Here is a 16,675-nt window from a genome sequence, read left to right as displayed (position 1 = left end):
GGCAACGGAGTGCTCGATGGGACGCGCCGACGATACGGTGTGAGAAGACCCCGTGGGGAAGGGCTTACTCAAATTTACAACGATATGCGGGACCTGCTTGTAGGACAAGTCCGTGAATTCGGGCGAAGGGGCTTGACTGACACGCGGATGTCAGTCCGGAATAAAAAAGTTTCCGGGGTGCTTGCGCCAGCGCGCCCAGATCGCCGCGCGGATGCGGGCGCGGTCCACGCCGCTGACATTGTGTGCTTGCAGTGCCAGCCGGAACGCCAGGTAAAAACTGACCCCGAGGTTGAGTGCGCCTATCAGGGGAATGGCCGCGACACACCACCACAGCGCCGGCTGGCGCAGCACGTCCCAGCCCAGCGCCGCCGCGGCCGCGGCCAGTTGCCCTGCCGACAGCGTGACGTGGCGCACTTCCAGCTCCAGCCCAAAAAATCCGGTCATCGGCGGAATCAGGCCGAGCATGAAACCGAGCGCGATGTTGGAGGTGAAGCCCGAGATGTTGTCGCGCATGAAACCGGCCCAGCGCCGCGCGCGTTCCATGCCCAATGCGCGCGTGATGCGCGGGTTGTAACGCATGGCGGAGGCCAGGCGGTACAGCACAAACCAGTTTTCCACCCAGCCGCCGATGATGCTGGCGGCAAACAACACGGCACCGGTGAACGCCGCCCACAGCAGCGTGGGGCCCAGCAGGCTCAGAGTCTGCAACACATGCGCGGCTTCTTTCGCATTGATCATCGGGCGGCCCAGGCCGAACTGGAAGGCGGCGCCGATCAGCAGCACCACCGGCACCACCATCAGCACGTTGCCGAGCACAGCCGCCACCTGTGAGCGCACCAGATGGGTCACCTCATCGACAAACTCGCTGACCGCTTCGCCCGAACGCAGGTCCTTGAGTTTGGCGGCCATGGCCGGTGCCGTCATGGCCGGCTGCTTGGTGGCCAGCGTGAAATGCAGCAACTGGATCAACACAAAACTGGTGGCGTACATCACGCTGGCCACAAAGCCGCTCCAGAACGCGGACAGTGCCAGCCCGACGATCATGAATTTGAGCAGGGTGGTGCCCGCCGTGAGCGCGCCGCCACCAGCCGCTTTGCCCAGCATCTGCATATACGCGGCGCGGTCGCGGGTAATGTAGTGCTCACCGGTTTCCGCGCCACGCTCGGCCACCTTGGCCGCCAGCAAGGTGGAGTTGGTGGCAATCAGTGCGCGTATGCTGCGCCTTTCCTCGGCCAGCAGCACCAGACGCGCCAGCAGTTGCATCGCGCTGCCGGCCGGTTTGTCGGACAGCAGGCAGTCGAGCAGGTCGCGGATGCGCAGGATGCGCTCGCGCAACTGGCGCAGGCGAAACACCAGGCCGACCGAGATGCCGTGTTCGTCAAGGTGTGCATACACCGATGAGGCCGCGCTGCGGCAGGCCTCAAGCCGGCCTTTGAACTGGTCCAGCGCCAGGTGCAGCGCGCCGCTGTCCGGTCCGTGCGCCAGCAAGGCAGCGCGCAAGGCGTCCAGGTCGCCAGCCAGGCCATGAAAGGGCCGGGCCTGCAGCGTTTGCGGACTCATGCGCAGGCGCAACTCGGGGGAAAAGCCGGTGGCCGCCACCTGGCTGGTGCAATAGGTCAGCGCTTCCAGCAGCACGTTATGCCAGTCCTGCATCAAGGTGCTGGCCGTGGCCTGCGCGGCGTTCTCATGGTTGTGGGCGTCTGATGGCGCAGCGGTATTGAGCAAGGCCCCCAGGCGGGCCAGGGTGTTCTCGTCAATCAGTTTGAGCCACCGGGCATCAAACGGCGTCGGAAACAGTAGCATGAACAATTCGGTGGCATGGGTGGTCTCTGGCGTGCCCGGCAGCAGCTTGTAGCGCAGTCGCTCACCGAGCTCGCTGAGAAAAGCCGCACGTGGTGCAAACCCGAAATCGGCAAACAGCGGGGTGGCATCGACCGTGTCAACCAGCGTGCGCCACCACTGATGCAGCCTGGCCTGGAACTCTGGCCGGGCCTGTGCGGCATCCAGAAAAAGCCGCAGGCGCGCGACCGCCGCCTGGGGGTTGTTGTCCTTGCCCCTGATCCAGTCGAGCAGGTCAATCAGCCAGAGATGGCGGCCAGCCAGCCTGGCCTTCGGCTCCAGCAGGTCCAGCAATTGGGCCAGGTTGTGCATGCCGCGGTCCGGATTCAGTGCAGCACGCGGCTGCCACTGGCTCCGTCGGGCCCGGCCGCATGGCCTGCGTCGAGCACAAACATCGGGATGGGCGCCTCGAAGCGCTCACCATCCTCGGCGACAAAAAAATAGCTGCCGTGCATGGTGCCCGTTGGTGTGCGCAGGCGTGAGCCGCTGCTGTACTGGAAAGATTCGCCGGGCTTGAGCAGCGGCTGGTGGCCGACCACGCCCAGGCCCTTGACTTCTTCGCTGTGGCCGCGCGCGTCGCTGATGACCCAGTGGCGGGAAATCAGCTGTGCCGCGACCTCACCCGTGTTGGTGACGGTGACGGTGTAGGCAAAGCCGTACACCTCGTCTTCAGGTGCAGACTGCTCGGGCAGGTAGTGCGGCAGGACATCGCAGGAAAATTGGTATTTCGGCATGGCGTGGAGGTGATGGGTGACCATGTTAACCGGCCTCCATGACCACGCACCCCCTGAGCCACCTGTGGCCCGGCAAAGCCGCTTCCACGCTGGCATTGGCTTGCGCATCATCGGTTGCGGGCCAAGTGGTTGCCTGCCTGTCCAATGCCCGGCATGTGCATGGGAACACGGGGTCATGGGCACGCCGCGCGCTTGCTGCGACAATCCTGCCATGAGCCAAATCAAGCCACCGGTGTACCGGATTGCCCCCTCCATTTTGTCGGCCGACTTTGCGCGGCTGGGTGAAGAACTTCAGACCGTGATCGCTGCTGGCGCGGACTGGATCCATTTCGACGTGATGGACAACCACTACGTGCCCAACCTGACCTTCGGGCCGATGATTTGCAGTGCCCTCAAGCCGCATGCCAAAAGATCCGATGGCACCGCCGTGCCGATTGACGTGCACCTGATGGTGCAGCCGGTTGATGCACTGGCGGCGGCCTTTGCCGATGCCGGCGCCGACCTGATCAGCTTTCACCCCGATGCCTCTGGCCACGTGCACCGAAGTGTGCAGGCGATCAAAGCCAGAGGTTGCCAGGCCGGGCTGGTGTTCAACCCGGCGGCTCCGCTGGACGTGCTGGACTGGCTGATCGACGACATCGACCTGATCCTCATCATGAGTGTCAACCCGGGCTTTGGCGGTCAGGGTTTTATCGACTCGGCGCTGCGCAAGATCGAGCAGGCCAGGAAGCGTATTGACGCGTCGGGCAAAAATATCCGGCTGGAGGTCGACGGCGGCATCAAGGCGGACAACATTGCGCGCGTGGCATCGGCCGGCGCCGACACCTTTGTGGCGGGCAGCGCAATTTTCGGCAAACCGGACTACAAGGCGTCGATTGACGCGATGCGCGCGGCCCTGGCGACATAAGGTCGCTGCTGGTCCGGTAGGGCGAGGTCGGGGTTCCTTGTTTTTTTAAAGGAAGTGGCGTATGCAGGCTGCAGCAGGCGAGTCAGGCACACCCCGGCAAGGGCAGCCCGGCATGGCGATGGCTTGCCGCTCGCGCATCCTGGTCATTGAGGACAGTGAGGACATACGTTATCTGCTGACCGCACTGCTGGAGGACAAGTACGAAGTACTGGCCGCCGCAGCGGGCGACGCCGGGTTGCGGCTGGCCATGCTGGAGCCGCGGCCCGACATCATCCTGCTCGATGTGATGATGCCCGACATGGACGGCTACGAGGTGCTGGGCCACTTGGGCCGGGATGCGCGCACGGCCGAAATCCCGGTGATTTTTCTGACCGCGCTGGGCAGCGCGGATGAAGAACAAAGAGGCCTTGATCTGGGCGCCATCGACTATGTGGCCAAGCCGATCAGCCCGCCCATTCTTCTGGCGCGTATCAAGCTGCATCTGGAGCGCAGCACCAATGCCAGGCGCCTGAAGGATTTGTCCGAACAGCTGTCGCGTTATTTGGCGCCCCAGGTGTACCAATCGCTTTTTGACGGCTCGCGCCAGGCGGAAATCCGTACCCAGCGCAAAAAACTGACGGTATTTTTTTCAGACATCAAGAATTTCACCGAATCGACAGCGCAGTGGCAACCCGAAGAGGTCACCTTGCTGCTGAACAGTTACTTCGCGGAAATGTCGCAGATCGCCGCCGAGTATGGCGCCACGCTGGACAAATTCATCGGCGATGCCATCGTGATTTTTTTTGGCGACCCGCACACCCTGGGGGTTCGGGAGGATGCTGTGCAATGCGTCAATATGGCCATTGCCATGCAGTTGCGCATGGGCCAGCTGCAGGCGCGTTGGCGCGAGATGGGCATCAACAAGGCGTTTGAGATACGTATCGGCATCAACTCCGGGTTCTGTGATGTCGGTAACTTTGGCAGTGCCCTGCGCATGGAATACACCATCATCGGGCGCGAGGTCAACCTGGCGGCGCGTCTTGAGCAGGCGGCCGAGCCCGGCGAGATCCTCATCTCCAGCGAAACCTACGCACTGGTGCAACGTGAAGTGGCCGCTGAAGCGCGGCAACCTGTGCAGGCCAAGGGGTTTTTGCATCCGATTCCGGTGTATGTGGTCAAGCCGGGCGCTGCCACCTTGCAGGACGCTGCGAATATTTTGCTTTGTGAGCAACCGGGAATACGCGTCGAAATCGACATGACACGCATGACGCCTGCCCAACGGCTGGATGCGGCTACCCAACTGCGCGGGCTTGTCCAGGCGCTGGAGCAGCCTTCCGAAACCGCCGCCGCTTTGGCGCCAGCTGCCAAGTCTGCCGCTACAGAGCCCGCTTTGCCCTTGACCATCAGCGGTCTGGACACCGAATTGGGGCTGCGTCGTGCGATGGGAGTGAAAAACCTGTATGTTTCGTTGTTGAAACGGTTTCAGGAAGGGCGCAGGGACACGTCTGCGAAAATCCGCCTGGCGCTGAAGGAGGGGGACTTGAAAACTGCCGAGTTACTGACGCATTCGCTGCGCGGAGTGGCGGCGCAAATCGGCGCCCTCCAGGTGCCGCTGGACGCTGGGGCGCTGGAGCAGGCGATTCACGAGGCGCAACCCCTGGACGTGATGGAGGAATTGCTGATGCCGCTGGAGAATTCGTTGGGCCAACTGATGGCCGCGCTGGACGCGGCCCTGCCAACAGCGGCGCGCGCGCCCTGACCGGCCCGCCGCACCGAGATACACCACAAGGCTGAATCCATGAAACTGCCTTTTCGCGCTACCATCTTCACCGCCTTGAGTGTGGGCGTGGTGCTGGTGGTCGTGAGCATGACGGCGTCCTATCTCACCATCAACTCCCTGACTCGCGGCGCAGAGCAGGACGCGCAGACCCAGGAAACCCTGTTTTTTCTTGATTCGCTGGTGTCCGACTTTAAAACCACCGAGTCCTTGCAGCGACGCTTCCTGCTGACACGCTTGGAGACCGATCTGGCTGTTTACCGGCAGACCAACCGGGAATTGCAACAGGCTCTGCCGCAGGTACTTGCAGTGCGCACGACCAGCAGTGAGCTGCAGGACTGGCGAACGCTGGAAAGCGCAATTTCGGCGCGTATCGAGCTGATGGGGCGTGCGGTGGATGTGAGACAGAGTATCGGGGCCGAAGCTGCTGCAGCGCTGGTTGGTAACGAGCTGAACCGCAAACTTGACGACGAAATTTCGTTGCTGGTAGGGCGCATTAGAGGGGGAGAAATCCGCGCCCTCGACACCGCACGGGAGGCCGCGCGCGTGAACGCGCGGAGCGTCAAACACCTGATCGTTGCGGGCGGCCTGCTGTCGCTCGGCATTCTGCTCTGGGCGGCGCTGATGATCTTCCGGACCCAGGCCAAACGCCTGCAGATTCAGGCCCGGCTTGCTGACAGTGAGGCGCTTGCCCGCGCTGTGGCCGAAAGCATGGCCGATGGCGTGGTGACTGTGACGCAGGCTGGCCTGGTGGTCAACGCGAATACCGCTGCCCGGCAGCTGTTTGGCTACACCCTAGAGCAGTTGCAGGGGCAACATGTCGTGCTGTTGTTGCCCGAGCGGTACCAGATGGCTTTCCGTGCTTTTTTCGAATCGCTGCCCTTGCGTGCTCCGGGTTTTCGGGAGTCCGACACAGAGGTGATGGGGCAGCGCCGCGATGGCACGGAGTTTCCGGTGCGTGCATCGTTTGGTGATGTCAACGTGGGCGGGCGGCGGCTTTTCACCGCCATCATCCGCGATGTCACCGAGAGCAAGCAGATCGCCGATGCGCTGCGCGACAGCGAAGCGCAGATGCGTCAGCTGACAGACAACGTCCCGGCGCTGATTGCCTACGTGGACCGGGACCGCCGGTTTCGGTTTCACAACAAGGCATACGAAGAAATATTTGGCCTGCCGCGCGCAAAGATCCACGGGAAAAGTATGCTGGAAGTCATGGGCCCACAGCTGTATGCCGAGGTGAGCGAGAAGGTCGAGGAGGTGATGGCCGGGTATGCCGTGCGTTATGAGCGAGAGCACACCACCCCCAGCGGTGAGCGACGCGAATACGTGATGAGTTATTTGCCGCGTTACGGTGAGGGCGTTGAAGAAGACCAGGTCGTCGGATTCTTTTCACTGGGCACCGACATCAGCGAGCTCAAGCGGATTGACCGCATGAAGAGCGAGTTCGTATCGACCGTCAGCCATGAGCTGCGAACCCCGCTGACGTCCATCCGCGGATCGCTGGGGCTGATCTCTGGGGGCGTTGCCGGTGTTCTGCCGGATAAGGTGCGCGGCCTGGTGGAAATCGCCAAAAACAACTGCGAGCGTTTGATCCGCCTGATCAACGATATTCTGGACAGCGAAAAAATCGAGTCAGGCAAGATGCAGTTCGAGCTCAGGCCCATGGAAATGTTGCCGCTGCTGGAACAGGCGCTGGCTGACAACCAAGGCTTTGCTGCGCAGCACAAAGTCAAGCTCGTGCTTCAGGCACCCCGGCAGGCCTTGCGTGCCAATGTAGACGGTGATCGCCTGCTTCAGGTGATGGCCAACCTGCTGTCCAATGCCATCAAGTTTTCGCCGGCGGAGGGGACGGTGCGGGTGCTGCTGGGTCGGCACGCAGGGCGGGTGCGCGTGGAGGTCGGCGACGACGGACCTGGCATTCCGGACGAATTTCGCAAACGCATTTTCCAGAAGTTTTCCCAGGCCGATTCATCGGACACCCGACAAAAAGGCGGCACCGGGCTGGGGCTCAACATCGTCAAGGCGATGCTGGAGCGTATGGAGGGCAGCATTGCGTTCGATTCCCGGGTTAACGTGGGCACTACCTTTTATTTTGAGTTGCCGGAGTGGCGCGAGGCGCCAGCGGTGACGGCCACCATGGGCCTGGAGGGTGTCATCCGGCCCCGCATCCTGGTATGCGAAGACGATTCGGATGTGGCGCAGTTGATAGGGATGATGCTGGACAAGGGCGGGTTTGACGCCGACGTTGCGCACACTGCAGCCCAGGCCAGGGAGTGCCTCAAGATCGACAGTTATGCCGCTATGACGGTCGATGTGAAGCTGCCCTACGAAAGTGGCCTGGCCCTGATTCATTCCCTGCGTCAGGAGGCGCGTACCTCAGCCATCCCCATTTTGGTGTTGTCGGTGACTGCGGCGGAAGCCAGGCAGCACGCCAGCGACACACTGATGGTTTTTGACTGGCTCGAAAAACCGATTGATGAGCGACGCTTGCTGGGCAGTCTGCGGCTGGCCATAGCGGGTCAGCCGGGCGCTTCTGGATCGGACGATGATGAACGCTGAGTTTTTCCCCGGGTCGGGCGACGCTGGTTTGGAGGCCGCCATCATTGACCTCGACGGCACCCTGGTGGACACCCTGGGCGATTTTGTTGTTGCCCTGAACCTCATGCTGGCCGATCTGTCGCTGCCTTCGGTGGACCGCGCGGTTGTCGAACCGCTGGTGGGCAAAGGCTCGGAGCATTTGATCGCGTCCGTTCTCGCCCATGTATTAAACGGGGCCTCAACCCATAACGAACGGGCGCAAGCCGCTATCAATTCAGAAGCGGATGCGGCGCGCCTGTGGCCCGCTGCATGGACCAGCTACCAGCGGCACTACCTGGCCGTCAACGGGAAACATGCCGATGTTTACCCCGGTGTGCGGGTGGGGCTGCAACAGTTGAAGGACCGCGGCCTGAAGCTGGCCTGCCTGACCAACAAGCCGGCCGCCTTTGCCGAACCTCTGCTCAGGATCAAGGGGCTGGACGGCTTTTTCAGCCAGGTGTTTGGCGGCGATGCCTTCGCGCGCAAAAAGCCTGACCCGCTGCCTTTGCTCAAGACCTGTGAAGCGCTGGGCACGACGCCCACCCGCACCCTGATGATTGGTGACTCCAGCAACGACGCGCGTGCGGCGCGCGCGGCGGGTTGCCCGGTGCTGCTGGTGACCTACGGCTACAACCACGGCGAGCCGGTGCGTGCGGTGGATGCTGACGGCTTTGTCGACACGCTCGCTGACTTGCCCTGGCAGAAATGACAACGGGGCTTGCGCCCCGTTGCTGGTAGTTGTTCCTGCGACTGGCCTAAGCCGCCTTGCCGAGCAGCGCGTCCTTGAGCTTCCAGTCGGCGGGTTCGGGACCGAGCCAGATCCGCATCAGCGCGTTGAAAAATTCCGGCTCCTTGAATGGTTCACCCTGTGGAACGCCCTTGACGGTGATCACGGTGCCGGTGCCAGGCACCCAGTCGATGGTGAACACATCGCCAGTCATGAGTTTTTTCTGGTCCGAGAAAATCTGGCCCATCTTGATCAGGCCGGGGACCAGCTTGGACATCTCGGTCCGGGGCGCGTTGTCCTGTACGCCGCGCGTGAACAGCTTGCCGAGCTCATTGGAGTCGATCTCCCGCAGCATGGTGATGCTCAGGCGTTTGGCGCCGGGCGCGGCCAGCACTTCCTCAGGCGTGGCGGCTTTCTTGCCGAGGTACAGGCCCGCTGCATAGACTTTGAACACGGCCTTGTAACGCACGCCAGCGCCGTTGAGGACCAGCTTGCTGCCGCGCACGTCAGTCGCGTCTTCCATCTTCACCCCACCCACATCTACGGTTGCCGCCGTAGCGCCCCAGGCGAGCAGGAGGCCGGCCGCAGCCGCGATACATTGCTTCATCAAAGTCATAAAGTCTCCAAAAAAGAACGGTCGTTCGTTTGTACCTTATTGTGGAGTTTGCTCAAAATCAAGGCAACAGGGTTTGCGAGCATGTCTCTTAACAACCTGAAGAAAAATCGCTGGCGGCTTGCGGGCCAGCCTCTTTGCTACACTTTGCTTTCATGTTCATTCATCGCATCATTCAGACAGGTAGCAGCTACCGGGGAGCCTGGCCCTGGCGGGCCTGACCTGGTTGCCCCTTGAGGCCGCCCGGCCTCGGGCTTGCAGATGTTGATGCGCCCGTGCCCGCTGCACGGGCATTCCGGCCCCGCACAGGGGCCCCGTGAATGAGGGTGACGGCACCACAGCGTGCCTGTCACCGGTAAAAGGACACCCACCGTGATCACTGAACTTGAATTCAAAAGCCTTGCTTTGCAGGGCTACAACCGTATCCCGCTGATGGCGGAAGCCTTTGCAGATCTCGAAACCCCGCTGTCGCTCTATCTGAAACTGGCACATTCCAGGGACGGGGGCAAGTTCAGCTTCTTGCTGGAGTCCGTCGTTGGCGGCGAGCGGTTTGGCCGCTACAGCTTCATCGGTTTGCCGGCGCGGACCCTGGTGCGCACCAGCGGCTTCGGCGCCGACGTGCTGACCGAGGTGGTTCGGGATGGCCAGGTCATCGAAACCTCCAAAGCCAACCCGCTGGACTTCATCAGCGACTACCAGAAGCGTTTCAAGGTCGCGCTGCGGCCGGGCCTGCCGCGTTTTTGCGGTGGCCTGGCGGGTTATTTCGGTTACGACACCGTTCGCTATATCGAGAAGAAACTCGAAGCGTCCTGCCCGCCCGACACGCTGGGTTGTCCCGACATCATGCTGCTGCAATGCGAGGAGCTGGCGGTCATCGACAACCTTTCGGGCAAGCTCTACCTGATCGTTTACGCCGACCCCGCCCTGCCTGAGGCCTATGCCAATGCCAGGAAGCGCGTGCGCGAACTCAAGGAGCAACTGAAGTACTCGGTCAGTGCGCCGGTGGTCAAACCGACCCAGGGTTACCCGGCCGAGCGCGATTTTGCCAAGGCCGATTACCTGGCTGCCGTGGAGCGCGCCAAGCGGCTGATCGAGGCCGGCGACTTCATGCAGGTGCAGGTCGGCCAGCGCATCAAGAAGCGTTACACCGAGTCGCCGCTGTCGTTGTACCGGGCGCTGCGTTCGCTCAATCCCTCGCCCTACATGTATTACTACCACTTTGGGGATTTCCATGTGGTGGGCGCCTCGCCGGAAATCCTGGTGCGCCAGGAAAAGGTGGAGGCCGGAGAAAAAATCACGGTCCGCCCGCTCGCCGGTACGCGGCCACGGGCCTCATCGCCGGAGGCCGACGCGGCGATCGAGCAGGAGCTGATCAACGACCCGAAAGAACGCGCCGAACATGTGATGCTGATTGACCTGGCACGCAACGACATCGGGCGCATCGCCAAAACCGGGACGGTCAAGGTGACCGAGGCCTTTGCGGTTGAGCGTTACAGCCATGTGATGCACATCGTCAGCAACGTCGAAGGCATTCTGCTCGATGGCATGAGCAACATGGATGTGCTCAAGGCCAGCTTTCCGGCAGGCACGCTGACCGGTGCGCCCAAGGTGCATGCGATGGAGCTGATTGACCAACTGGAGCCGACCAAACGCGGCTTGTACGGCGGCGCTTGCGGTTATCTCAGCTATGCCGGTGACATGGACGTGGCGATTGCCATCCGCACCGGCGTCATCAAGGACCAGATGCTCTATGTGCAGGCGGCGGCAGGCGTGGTGGCCGATTCGGTGGCCGAGCTCGAATGGAAAGAGACCGAGGCCAAGGCACGCGCGCTGCTGCGGGCGTCCGAGCTGGTTGAAGAAGGCCTGGAATAAGGAGCGGATCATGAAATTACTGATGATCGACAACTACGACTCCTTCACCTACAACATCGTGCAGTATTTCGGCGAACTCGGCGCGCAGGTCGAGGTTTTCCGCAACGACGAGATCACGCTCGAAGGCATCGCAGAACGTGCGCCGGACCGGCTGGTGATCTCACCCGGCCCCTGTTCACCCGCCGAGGCCGGCATCTCGGTTGCTGCCATCCAGCACTTTGCCGGCAAGCTGCCGATCCTCGGTGTCTGCCTGGGTCACCAGGCGGTAGGCGCGGCATTTGGCGGCAAGATCGTTCGCGCTCAGCAATTGATGCACGGCAAGACCAGTGTCATCAGCACCACGCAGCAGGGCGTGTTTGCCGCTTTGCCCAAACAGTTCACCGTCAATCGCTATCACTCGCTGGCGATTGAAAAATCATCCTGCCCCGATATGCTGGCCGTCACCGCCTGGACTGATGACGGCGAGATCATGGGCGTGCGCCACAAAGAGCTGGCCATCCAGGGCGTGCAGTTTCACCCCGAATCCATACTCACCGAGCATGGCCACGCCATGCTGAAAAACTTTTTGGTGCAGGCCGCATGAAAAGTGATATGAATTTAGTAGCTGCTCGCGCCTGCTGCTTATGGGCTGGAGGCCGAAATGATGGTTGATCTGCGCAGTGACACCGTGACCCAGCCCACACCAGCCATGCGTGAGGCCATGCTGGCCGCCCCGTTGGGCGACGATGTGTTTGGCGGTGACCCCAGCGTCAATGCCTTGCAGGAAAAAATTGCCGGCCTGCTCGGTTTTGAGGCTGCCTTGTTTGTGCCCACCGGCACGCAGAGCAATCTGTGCGCCATCCTCAGTCACTGCCAGCGCGGTGACGAATACATCGTCGGGCAGATGGCGCACTGCTACCGCTGGGAAGGTGGCGGCGCGGCGGTGTTTGGCAGCGTGCAGCCGCAGCCGCTGAATCACCAGCCCGACGGCAGCCTGGCCCTGGCCGACATCGAGGCGGCCATCAAACCCGACGACGCGCATTTCGCGCGGAGCCGGCTGCTCGCGCTGGAAAACACGCTGGGCGGGAAACTGCTGCCTTTTGAGTATGTGCAACAGGCGACGGCGCTGGCCAAGAGCAAGGGCTTGGACCGGCATCTGGATGGTGCGCGCCTGTTTAATGCTGCCGTCGCACAGGCGGCGCAAACTGGCGGCAATCCGTGCCCCGCCGCCGGGCCGTCCCAAGGCGGGGCAGCCCCCGCGGGGGGCAGCGACCCACACGAAGTGGGGGAGCGTGGGGGCGATATTTTTGCCGAGGCGCGGCGTATCGCGCAGTGTTTTGACAGCGTGTCGGTGTGTTTCAGCAAGGGGCTTGGCGCGCCGGTCGGTTCCGCGCTGTGCGGCTCACGTGAATTCATCGCCCGGGCGCACCGCATCCGCAAAATGGCCGGCGGCGGCATGCGCCAGGCGGGCATGCTGGCCGCGGCGGCTTCACACGCCCTGGACCACCATGTGGGTCGCCTGGCGCAGGATCATGCGCTGGCCCGACACCTGGCCGATGGCCTGGCTGGTATCCAGGGCCTGGAAGTTGAGGTACCGCAAACCAACATCGTGTTCGTGGACCTGACGGGTGCGGCCAGGGCGCAGTCCGCCGCTCTGCTCAAACACCTGGCGAGTCAGGGCATTGAGGCGACGGGCCTTTACCGTTTGCGTTTTGTCACCCACCTGGACGTGGACGCGGCCGGTGTGGACCGCGCGGTGGCCGCTATCCGGCAGTTCTTCAAAGCGAAGTGAGCCGACATGCCTGACTTCCAGCACTTGTTGCTTTTCGTCGCGGCCGGCTGGCTGCTTAACCTGACGCCGGGCCCGGATGTGCTTTACATCGTCACCAACTCCCTGCGGTCTGGGGCGCGCGCAGGTATTGTGGCCGGGCTGGGCATCACGGCGGGCTGCTTTGTGCACATCGTGGCGGCTGCGGTGGGTATCGGCGGGCTGCTGGCTGCCTCGGCCACGGCGTTCACCGTGCTCAAGTGGCTGGGCGCGGGCTACCTGCTGTGGATAGGCATCAAAATCCTGTTTTCCAAGCGCCCGCAAACCAGTACCGACTTGCTGGCCGCCGCCGCCAGCGAGCCGCCGCGCCAGTTGCGCGCGGTGTTTGTCGGCGGGTTCTGGACAAACGTGCTCAATCCCAAAGTAGCCATGTTCTTCCTGGCTTTTGTGCCGCAGTTCATCGTGCCGGATGCTGCCAACCCGGCGCTGGCTTTTGCGCTGCTCGGTGTGTTGTTCAACCTCAACGCCATCCCGGTCAACATTGGCTGGGCGCTGGTTGCTGCGTGGATGGCCAGGCGCGAAGCGGTGCAGCGTGGCATGCACTGGCTGGACCGCGCGGCCGGCCTGATGTTTATCGGGTTTGGCATCAAGCTGGCCATGTCCGACAATCCTTCCGAACACTGAGAGCACCACCATGCCCCTGACCAACAAAATCACGCCGCAGGAAGCGCTGCAACGTACCATCGAGCACCGCGAGATTTTTCACGACGAAATGCTCAAGATCGTGCGCCTGATCATGAGCGGCGAGCTGTCGCCTGTGATGATGGCGGCGCTGATCACCGGCCTGCGTGTCAAGAAGGAAACGATTGGCGAAATCACCGCCGCCGCCCAGGTGATGCGCGAGTTTTCGACCAAGGTCCACGTGGCCGACAAGACACACCTGGTCGACATCGTCGGTACCGGCGGCGACGGCTCGCACACCTTCAACATCTCGACCTGTTCGATGTTTGTCGCTGCCGCCGCCGGCGCCAAGGTCAGCAAACATGGCGGCCGCAGTGTCAGCAGCAAGTCGGGCAGCGCCGACGTGCTCGAAGCCCTGGGCATCAACATCAATCTGCCGCCCGATGCCATCGCCCGGTGCATCGAAGAGGTCGGCGTCGGTTTCATGTTTGCGCCCAATCACCATCCAGCGATGAAAAACGTTGCGCCTGTCCGCAAGGAACTTGGCGTGCGCACCATCTTCAACATCCTGGGGCCGCTGACCAACCCGGCCGGGGCGCCCAACATCCTGATGGGGGTGTTTCACTCCGACCTGGTCGGCATCCAGGTGCGTGCCTTGCAGCGCCTGGGCGCCGAACATGCGCTGGTGGTCTACGGCAAGGACGGCATGGACGAGGTGTCGCTGGGCGCGGCCACCGTGGTGGGCGAGCTCAAAAACGGCGAAATCACCGAGTACGAGATTCATCCCGAGGACTTTGGACTGGCCATGGCCAGCAACCGCAGCTTGCGGGTGGAAACCCCCGAACAGTCCATGACCATGCTCAAGGGCGTACTCGCCAATGAGCCGGGCGCGGCGCGTGACATCGTCATTCTCAACGCCGGCGCCGCGCTGTATGCGGCCAACGTGGCCGACAGCATGAAAGCCGGCATGGAGCTGGCGCGTCAGGCCATCGCTTCCGGCGCCGCCCAAGGCAAGCTGGAGCAGCTTGTTTCCACCTCCAAAGCCTTGGCGACCTGACGATGTCCGATATCCTGAACAAAATTGTGGCCGTCAAACGCCAGGAAGTGGCTGTGGCGATGAAGCGCAAACCGCTGGACGCGATGCGTTTCGACGCCGAATCGCGGGTGCTGACGCGGGACTTCGCCGGCGCGCTGCGCGCCAAAATCGCCGCCGGCAAGCCTGCCGTGATCGCCGAAGTCAAGAAAGCCAGCCCCTCCAAAGGTGTGTTGCGAGCCGATTTCATCCCGGCCGACATCGCCCAAAGCTACGCTGAACATGGCGCAGCGTGCTTGTCAGTGCTCACTGACAAGGATTTTTTTCAGGGCAGTGTCGACTACCTGAAGCAAGCCAGAGCCTCTTGCGACCTGCCGGTGTTGCGCAAGGACTTCATCGTCGATCCCTACCAGGTGTACGAGTCGCGCGTCATGGGGGCTGACTGCATTTTGCTGATCGCCGCCTGCCTGGACGATGCGCAGATGAAATCGCTGGAGGCCCTGGCCATGTCGCTGGACATGGCGGTACTGGTGGAGGTACATGACCGCGCCGAGCTGGACCGTGCGCTCAAGCTCAAGACGCCGCTGCTGGGCATCAACAACCGCAACCTGCAGACTTTCGAGGTATCCCTGGACATCACGCTGACCCTGCTTCAGCACGTGCCAGCCGATCGCCTGCTGGTGACCGAATCCGGCATCACGACACCGGCCGAGGTAGCCCACTTGCGGGGCGCCGGGGTGAACGCCTTTCTGGTCGGCGAGGCCTTCATGCGCGCCGAGGAGCCGGGCGTGGCGCTTGCCGCCCTGTTTCCGGATGCTATAAATTAGATAGCTGCTTGCGCTTATGTCACAAGGGCTACAGGTCGATTTGGCCTTTGAAAACCTGTCAAAACCGGTGCCAGAAGGTATTGGCCGCAGCCGTCATCTGGCGCGCTGGAACCCGGCCGATTGGCCGCTGGCCGCCGACTGGGCGCCGGTTATCGGCCAGTTTCTGGCAAGCCAGTCTGGCCAGCAATTGGGTGCCTTCATTGAGCGACGCCTGGCCGACGGCGCCATCGTCTACCCGCCTCAGCCGTTTCGGGCCTTGGACCTGACGCCGCTGGCCGATGTGCGCGTTGTCGTCCTGGGGCAAGACCCTTACCATGGCCCCGGTCAGGCGCAGGGCCTGGCCTTTTCTGTTCCGGACGGGCTCAAACCGCCGCCCAGCCTGCGCAACATGTTCAAGGAACTGGCGCGCGACCCGGCTGTGGATGCTGAGCAACACAGCGGTGGGTCGCTGGAGCGCTGGGCCAGACAGGGCGTGTTGCTGCTCAATACCAGTCTGACCGTGGAAGAGGGCCAAGCCGCCAGCCACGCCAAACAGGGCTGGGAGGCCTTGACTGACCAGCTGATCAGTGCCGTCTCGGCGAAGCCCGAACCTGTGGTTTTTTTGCTCTGGGGTGCCCACGCCCAAGCCAAAGAGGTGCTGATCGCCCCCCGTCACCGCATCTTGAAGGCCAACCATCCTTCGCCGCTTTCCGCTGTGCGTCCGCCTCTGCCTTTCATCGGCTGTGGACATTTCAGTGCTGCCAACCGGTTTCTTGAGGGCCATGGACGTGGCCCCATTCACTGGTAAGCACTTGTTGTTCGGGATTGCCGGATGTCAAATTTCCATGGCATAATCTGAGGTTCGCCAAAGGAGAGGTGGCCGAGTGGTTAATGGCAGCAGACTGTAAATCTGCCCTCTAACGAGTACGCTGGTTCGAATCCAGCCCTCTCCACCAGCGATGAATTGATGTTGCAGGCGCAATTCGGCATGTAGGCAAGCAGTCTGGACAAGTTGGATACCGTTTTTCGGGGTTGCCGGGGTTTCAAAACCGTGGCAACCGATGCGGGAGTAGTTCAATGGTAGAACCCTAGCCTTCCAAGCTAATGACGCGGGTTCGATTCCCGTCTCCCGCTCCATGGCAGCAGTGCTGGTTGTTGTTGGTAGTGACAGTTTTTGAATTAGGCCCATTTGGCTCAGTGGCAGAGCACTCCCTTGGTAAGGGAGAGGTCCCGGGTCCGATTCCCGGAATGGGCACCATTTCTTTGGCAGGGCCGAGGCGATTGCCGGGCTGGGCTGCAAGTGGTGACGTGTGAGTTGAATAATTTTCGTAAGTCAATCCTTTAGGTATTTGGAGTCGAAAAAATGGCAAAAGGCAAATTTGA

General features: G+C 62.1%; 14 protein-coding genes and 3 tRNA genes. 14 read left to right on the top strand and 3 right to left on the bottom strand.

Translation table 11 applies throughout. The annotated features are described in order from the left end of the window. Positions 1 to 150: 150 nt before the first annotated feature. Together ACH2CW_RS03575 and apaG are read right to left on the bottom strand one after the other, a co-directional pair. Positions 151 to 2,151 carry a site-specific recombinase gene (locus ACH2CW_RS03575; RefSeq protein ID WP_395055471.1) on the bottom strand — a complete coding sequence of 667 codons (2,001 nt, stop codon included), beginning with the start codon at positions 2,149 to 2,151 and terminating at the stop codon, positions 151 to 153. A 14-nt stretch (positions 2,152 to 2,165) separates the two neighbouring features. Next, complete coding sequence (gene apaG / locus ACH2CW_RS03570; RefSeq protein ID WP_395055470.1) at positions 2,166 to 2,573, bottom strand: Co2+/Mg2+ efflux protein ApaG; 408 nt, start codon at positions 2,571 to 2,573, stop codon at positions 2,166 to 2,168. 211 nt (positions 2,574 to 2,784) lie between these two features. On the opposite strand from apaG, the gene rpe reads away from it, so the two are divergent. The 4 genes from rpe (at position 2,785) to gph (ending at position 8,522) form a co-directional block, all read left to right on the top strand. Further along, the gene (gene rpe, locus ACH2CW_RS03565) at positions 2,785 to 3,480 is read left to right on the top strand and encodes a ribulose-phosphate 3-epimerase (protein ID WP_395055469.1); all 696 of its coding nucleotides are present in this window, start codon (positions 2,785 to 2,787) and stop codon (positions 3,478 to 3,480) included. A 61-nt stretch (positions 3,481 to 3,541) separates the two neighbouring features. Beyond that, entirely contained in the window at positions 3,542 to 5,218 is a 1,677-nt protein-coding gene (locus ACH2CW_RS03560; RefSeq protein WP_395055468.1) for an adenylate/guanylate cyclase domain-containing protein, read from the top strand. Positions 5,219 to 5,257: 39 nt separating this feature from the next. Further along, positions 5,258 to 7,795 carry a PAS domain S-box protein gene (locus ACH2CW_RS03555; protein WP_395055467.1) on the top strand — a complete coding sequence of 846 codons (2,538 nt, stop codon included), beginning with the start codon at positions 5,258 to 5,260 and terminating at the stop codon, positions 7,793 to 7,795. Next, the gene (gene gph, locus ACH2CW_RS03550; protein ID WP_395055466.1) at positions 7,785 to 8,522 is read left to right on the top strand and encodes a phosphoglycolate phosphatase; all 738 of its coding nucleotides are present in this window, start codon (positions 7,785 to 7,787) and stop codon (positions 8,520 to 8,522) included. The genes ACH2CW_RS03555 and gph overlap by 11 nt, the downstream gene beginning before the upstream one ends. Before the next feature lie 46 nt (positions 8,523 to 8,568). Here gph and ACH2CW_RS03545 read toward each other — a convergent pair whose 3' ends face one another. Continuing rightward, positions 8,569 to 9,156: a chalcone isomerase family protein gene (locus ACH2CW_RS03545; RefSeq protein WP_395055465.1), complete on the bottom strand. Its 588-nt coding sequence runs from the start codon at positions 9,154 to 9,156 to the stop codon at positions 8,569 to 8,571. Between the two features lie 369 nt (positions 9,157 to 9,525). On the opposite strand from ACH2CW_RS03545, the gene trpE reads away from it, so the two are divergent. The 10 genes from trpE (at position 9,526) to ACH2CW_RS03495 (ending at position 16,550) form a co-directional block, all read left to right on the top strand. Beyond that, positions 9,526 to 11,025, top strand: coding sequence for an anthranilate synthase component I (gene trpE, locus ACH2CW_RS03540; protein ID WP_395055464.1), 1,500 nt, complete (start codon positions 9,526 to 9,528; stop codon positions 11,023 to 11,025). A 10-nt stretch (positions 11,026 to 11,035) separates the two neighbouring features. Then, positions 11,036 to 11,608: an aminodeoxychorismate/anthranilate synthase component II gene (locus tag ACH2CW_RS03535; RefSeq protein WP_395055463.1), complete on the top strand. Its 573-nt coding sequence runs from the start codon at positions 11,036 to 11,038 to the stop codon at positions 11,606 to 11,608. A 57-nt stretch (positions 11,609 to 11,665) separates the two neighbouring features. Then, on the top strand, positions 11,666 to 12,796 hold the full coding sequence (locus tag ACH2CW_RS03530; RefSeq protein WP_395055462.1) for a GntG family PLP-dependent aldolase: 1,131 nt from the start codon (positions 11,666 to 11,668) through the stop codon (positions 12,794 to 12,796). Positions 12,797 to 12,802: 6 nt separating this feature from the next. Beyond that, positions 12,803 to 13,456 (top strand): LysE family translocator, encoded by a 654-nt coding sequence (locus tag ACH2CW_RS03525; RefSeq protein ID WP_395055461.1) that lies wholly within the window; start codon positions 12,803 to 12,805, stop codon positions 13,454 to 13,456. A 10-nt stretch (positions 13,457 to 13,466) separates the two neighbouring features. Beyond that, the gene (trpD, locus tag ACH2CW_RS03520; RefSeq protein WP_395055460.1) at positions 13,467 to 14,510 is read left to right on the top strand and encodes an anthranilate phosphoribosyltransferase; all 1,044 of its coding nucleotides are present in this window, start codon (positions 13,467 to 13,469) and stop codon (positions 14,508 to 14,510) included. A 2-nt stretch (positions 14,511 to 14,512) separates the two neighbouring features. Next, on the top strand, positions 14,513 to 15,313 hold the full coding sequence (gene trpC / locus ACH2CW_RS03515) for an indole-3-glycerol phosphate synthase TrpC (protein ID WP_395055459.1): 801 nt from the start codon (positions 14,513 to 14,515) through the stop codon (positions 15,311 to 15,313). Positions 15,314 to 15,329: 16 nt separating this feature from the next. Further along, positions 15,330 to 16,100, top strand: coding sequence for a uracil-DNA glycosylase (locus ACH2CW_RS03510; protein WP_395055458.1), 771 nt, complete (start codon positions 15,330 to 15,332; stop codon positions 16,098 to 16,100). 62 nt (positions 16,101 to 16,162) lie between these two features. Continuing rightward, positions 16,163 to 16,248: transfer RNA gene (locus tag ACH2CW_RS03505), tRNA-Tyr, on the top strand. Positions 16,249 to 16,355: 107 nt separating this feature from the next. After that, positions 16,356 to 16,429: transfer RNA gene (locus ACH2CW_RS03500), tRNA-Gly, on the top strand. 46 nt (positions 16,430 to 16,475) lie between these two features. Further along, positions 16,476 to 16,550, top strand: a tRNA-Thr gene (locus ACH2CW_RS03495). Positions 16,551 to 16,675 lie beyond the last annotated feature (125 nt).

The organism is Polaromonas sp., assembly GCF_043778355.1.
GTDB lineage: Bacteria > Pseudomonadota > Gammaproteobacteria > Burkholderiales > Burkholderiaceae_C > Polaromonas.
The sequence above is the reverse complement of the archived record's forward strand: the minus strand, read 5'-3'. Positions and strand labels throughout refer to the sequence as shown.

What these genes read in the sequence shown, in the direction of transcription:
- ACH2CW_RS03575 (WP_395055471.1), bottom strand. Translation starts at nt 2,151, where the DNA reads ATGCACAACCTGGCCCAATTGCTGGACCTGCTGGAGCCGAAGGCCAGG.
- apaG (WP_395055470.1), bottom strand. Translation starts at nt 2,573, where the DNA reads ATGCCGAAATACCAATTTTCCTGCGATGTCCTGCCGCACTACCTGCCC.
- rpe (WP_395055469.1), top strand. Translation starts at nt 2,785, where the DNA reads ATGAGCCAAATCAAGCCACCGGTGTACCGGATTGCCCCCTCCATTTTG.
- ACH2CW_RS03560 (WP_395055468.1), top strand. Translation starts at nt 3,542, where the DNA reads ATGCAGGCTGCAGCAGGCGAGTCAGGCACACCCCGGCAAGGGCAGCCC.
- ACH2CW_RS03555 (WP_395055467.1), top strand. Translation starts at nt 5,258, where the DNA reads ATGAAACTGCCTTTTCGCGCTACCATCTTCACCGCCTTGAGTGTGGGC.
- gph (WP_395055466.1), top strand. Translation starts at nt 7,785, where the DNA reads ATGAACGCTGAGTTTTTCCCCGGGTCGGGCGACGCTGGTTTGGAGGCC.
- ACH2CW_RS03545 (WP_395055465.1), bottom strand. Translation starts at nt 9,156, where the DNA reads ATGACTTTGATGAAGCAATGTATCGCGGCTGCGGCCGGCCTCCTGCTC.
- ACH2CW_RS03535 (WP_395055463.1), top strand. Translation starts at nt 11,036, where the DNA reads ATGAAATTACTGATGATCGACAACTACGACTCCTTCACCTACAACATC.
- ACH2CW_RS03530 (WP_395055462.1), top strand. Translation starts at nt 11,666, where the DNA reads ATGATGGTTGATCTGCGCAGTGACACCGTGACCCAGCCCACACCAGCC.
- ACH2CW_RS03525 (WP_395055461.1), top strand. Translation starts at nt 12,803, where the DNA reads ATGCCTGACTTCCAGCACTTGTTGCTTTTCGTCGCGGCCGGCTGGCTG.
- trpD (WP_395055460.1), top strand. Translation starts at nt 13,467, where the DNA reads ATGCCCCTGACCAACAAAATCACGCCGCAGGAAGCGCTGCAACGTACC.
- trpC (WP_395055459.1), top strand. Translation starts at nt 14,513, where the DNA reads ATGTCCGATATCCTGAACAAAATTGTGGCCGTCAAACGCCAGGAAGTG.
- ACH2CW_RS03510 (WP_395055458.1), top strand. Translation starts at nt 15,330, where the DNA reads ATGTCACAAGGGCTACAGGTCGATTTGGCCTTTGAAAACCTGTCAAAA.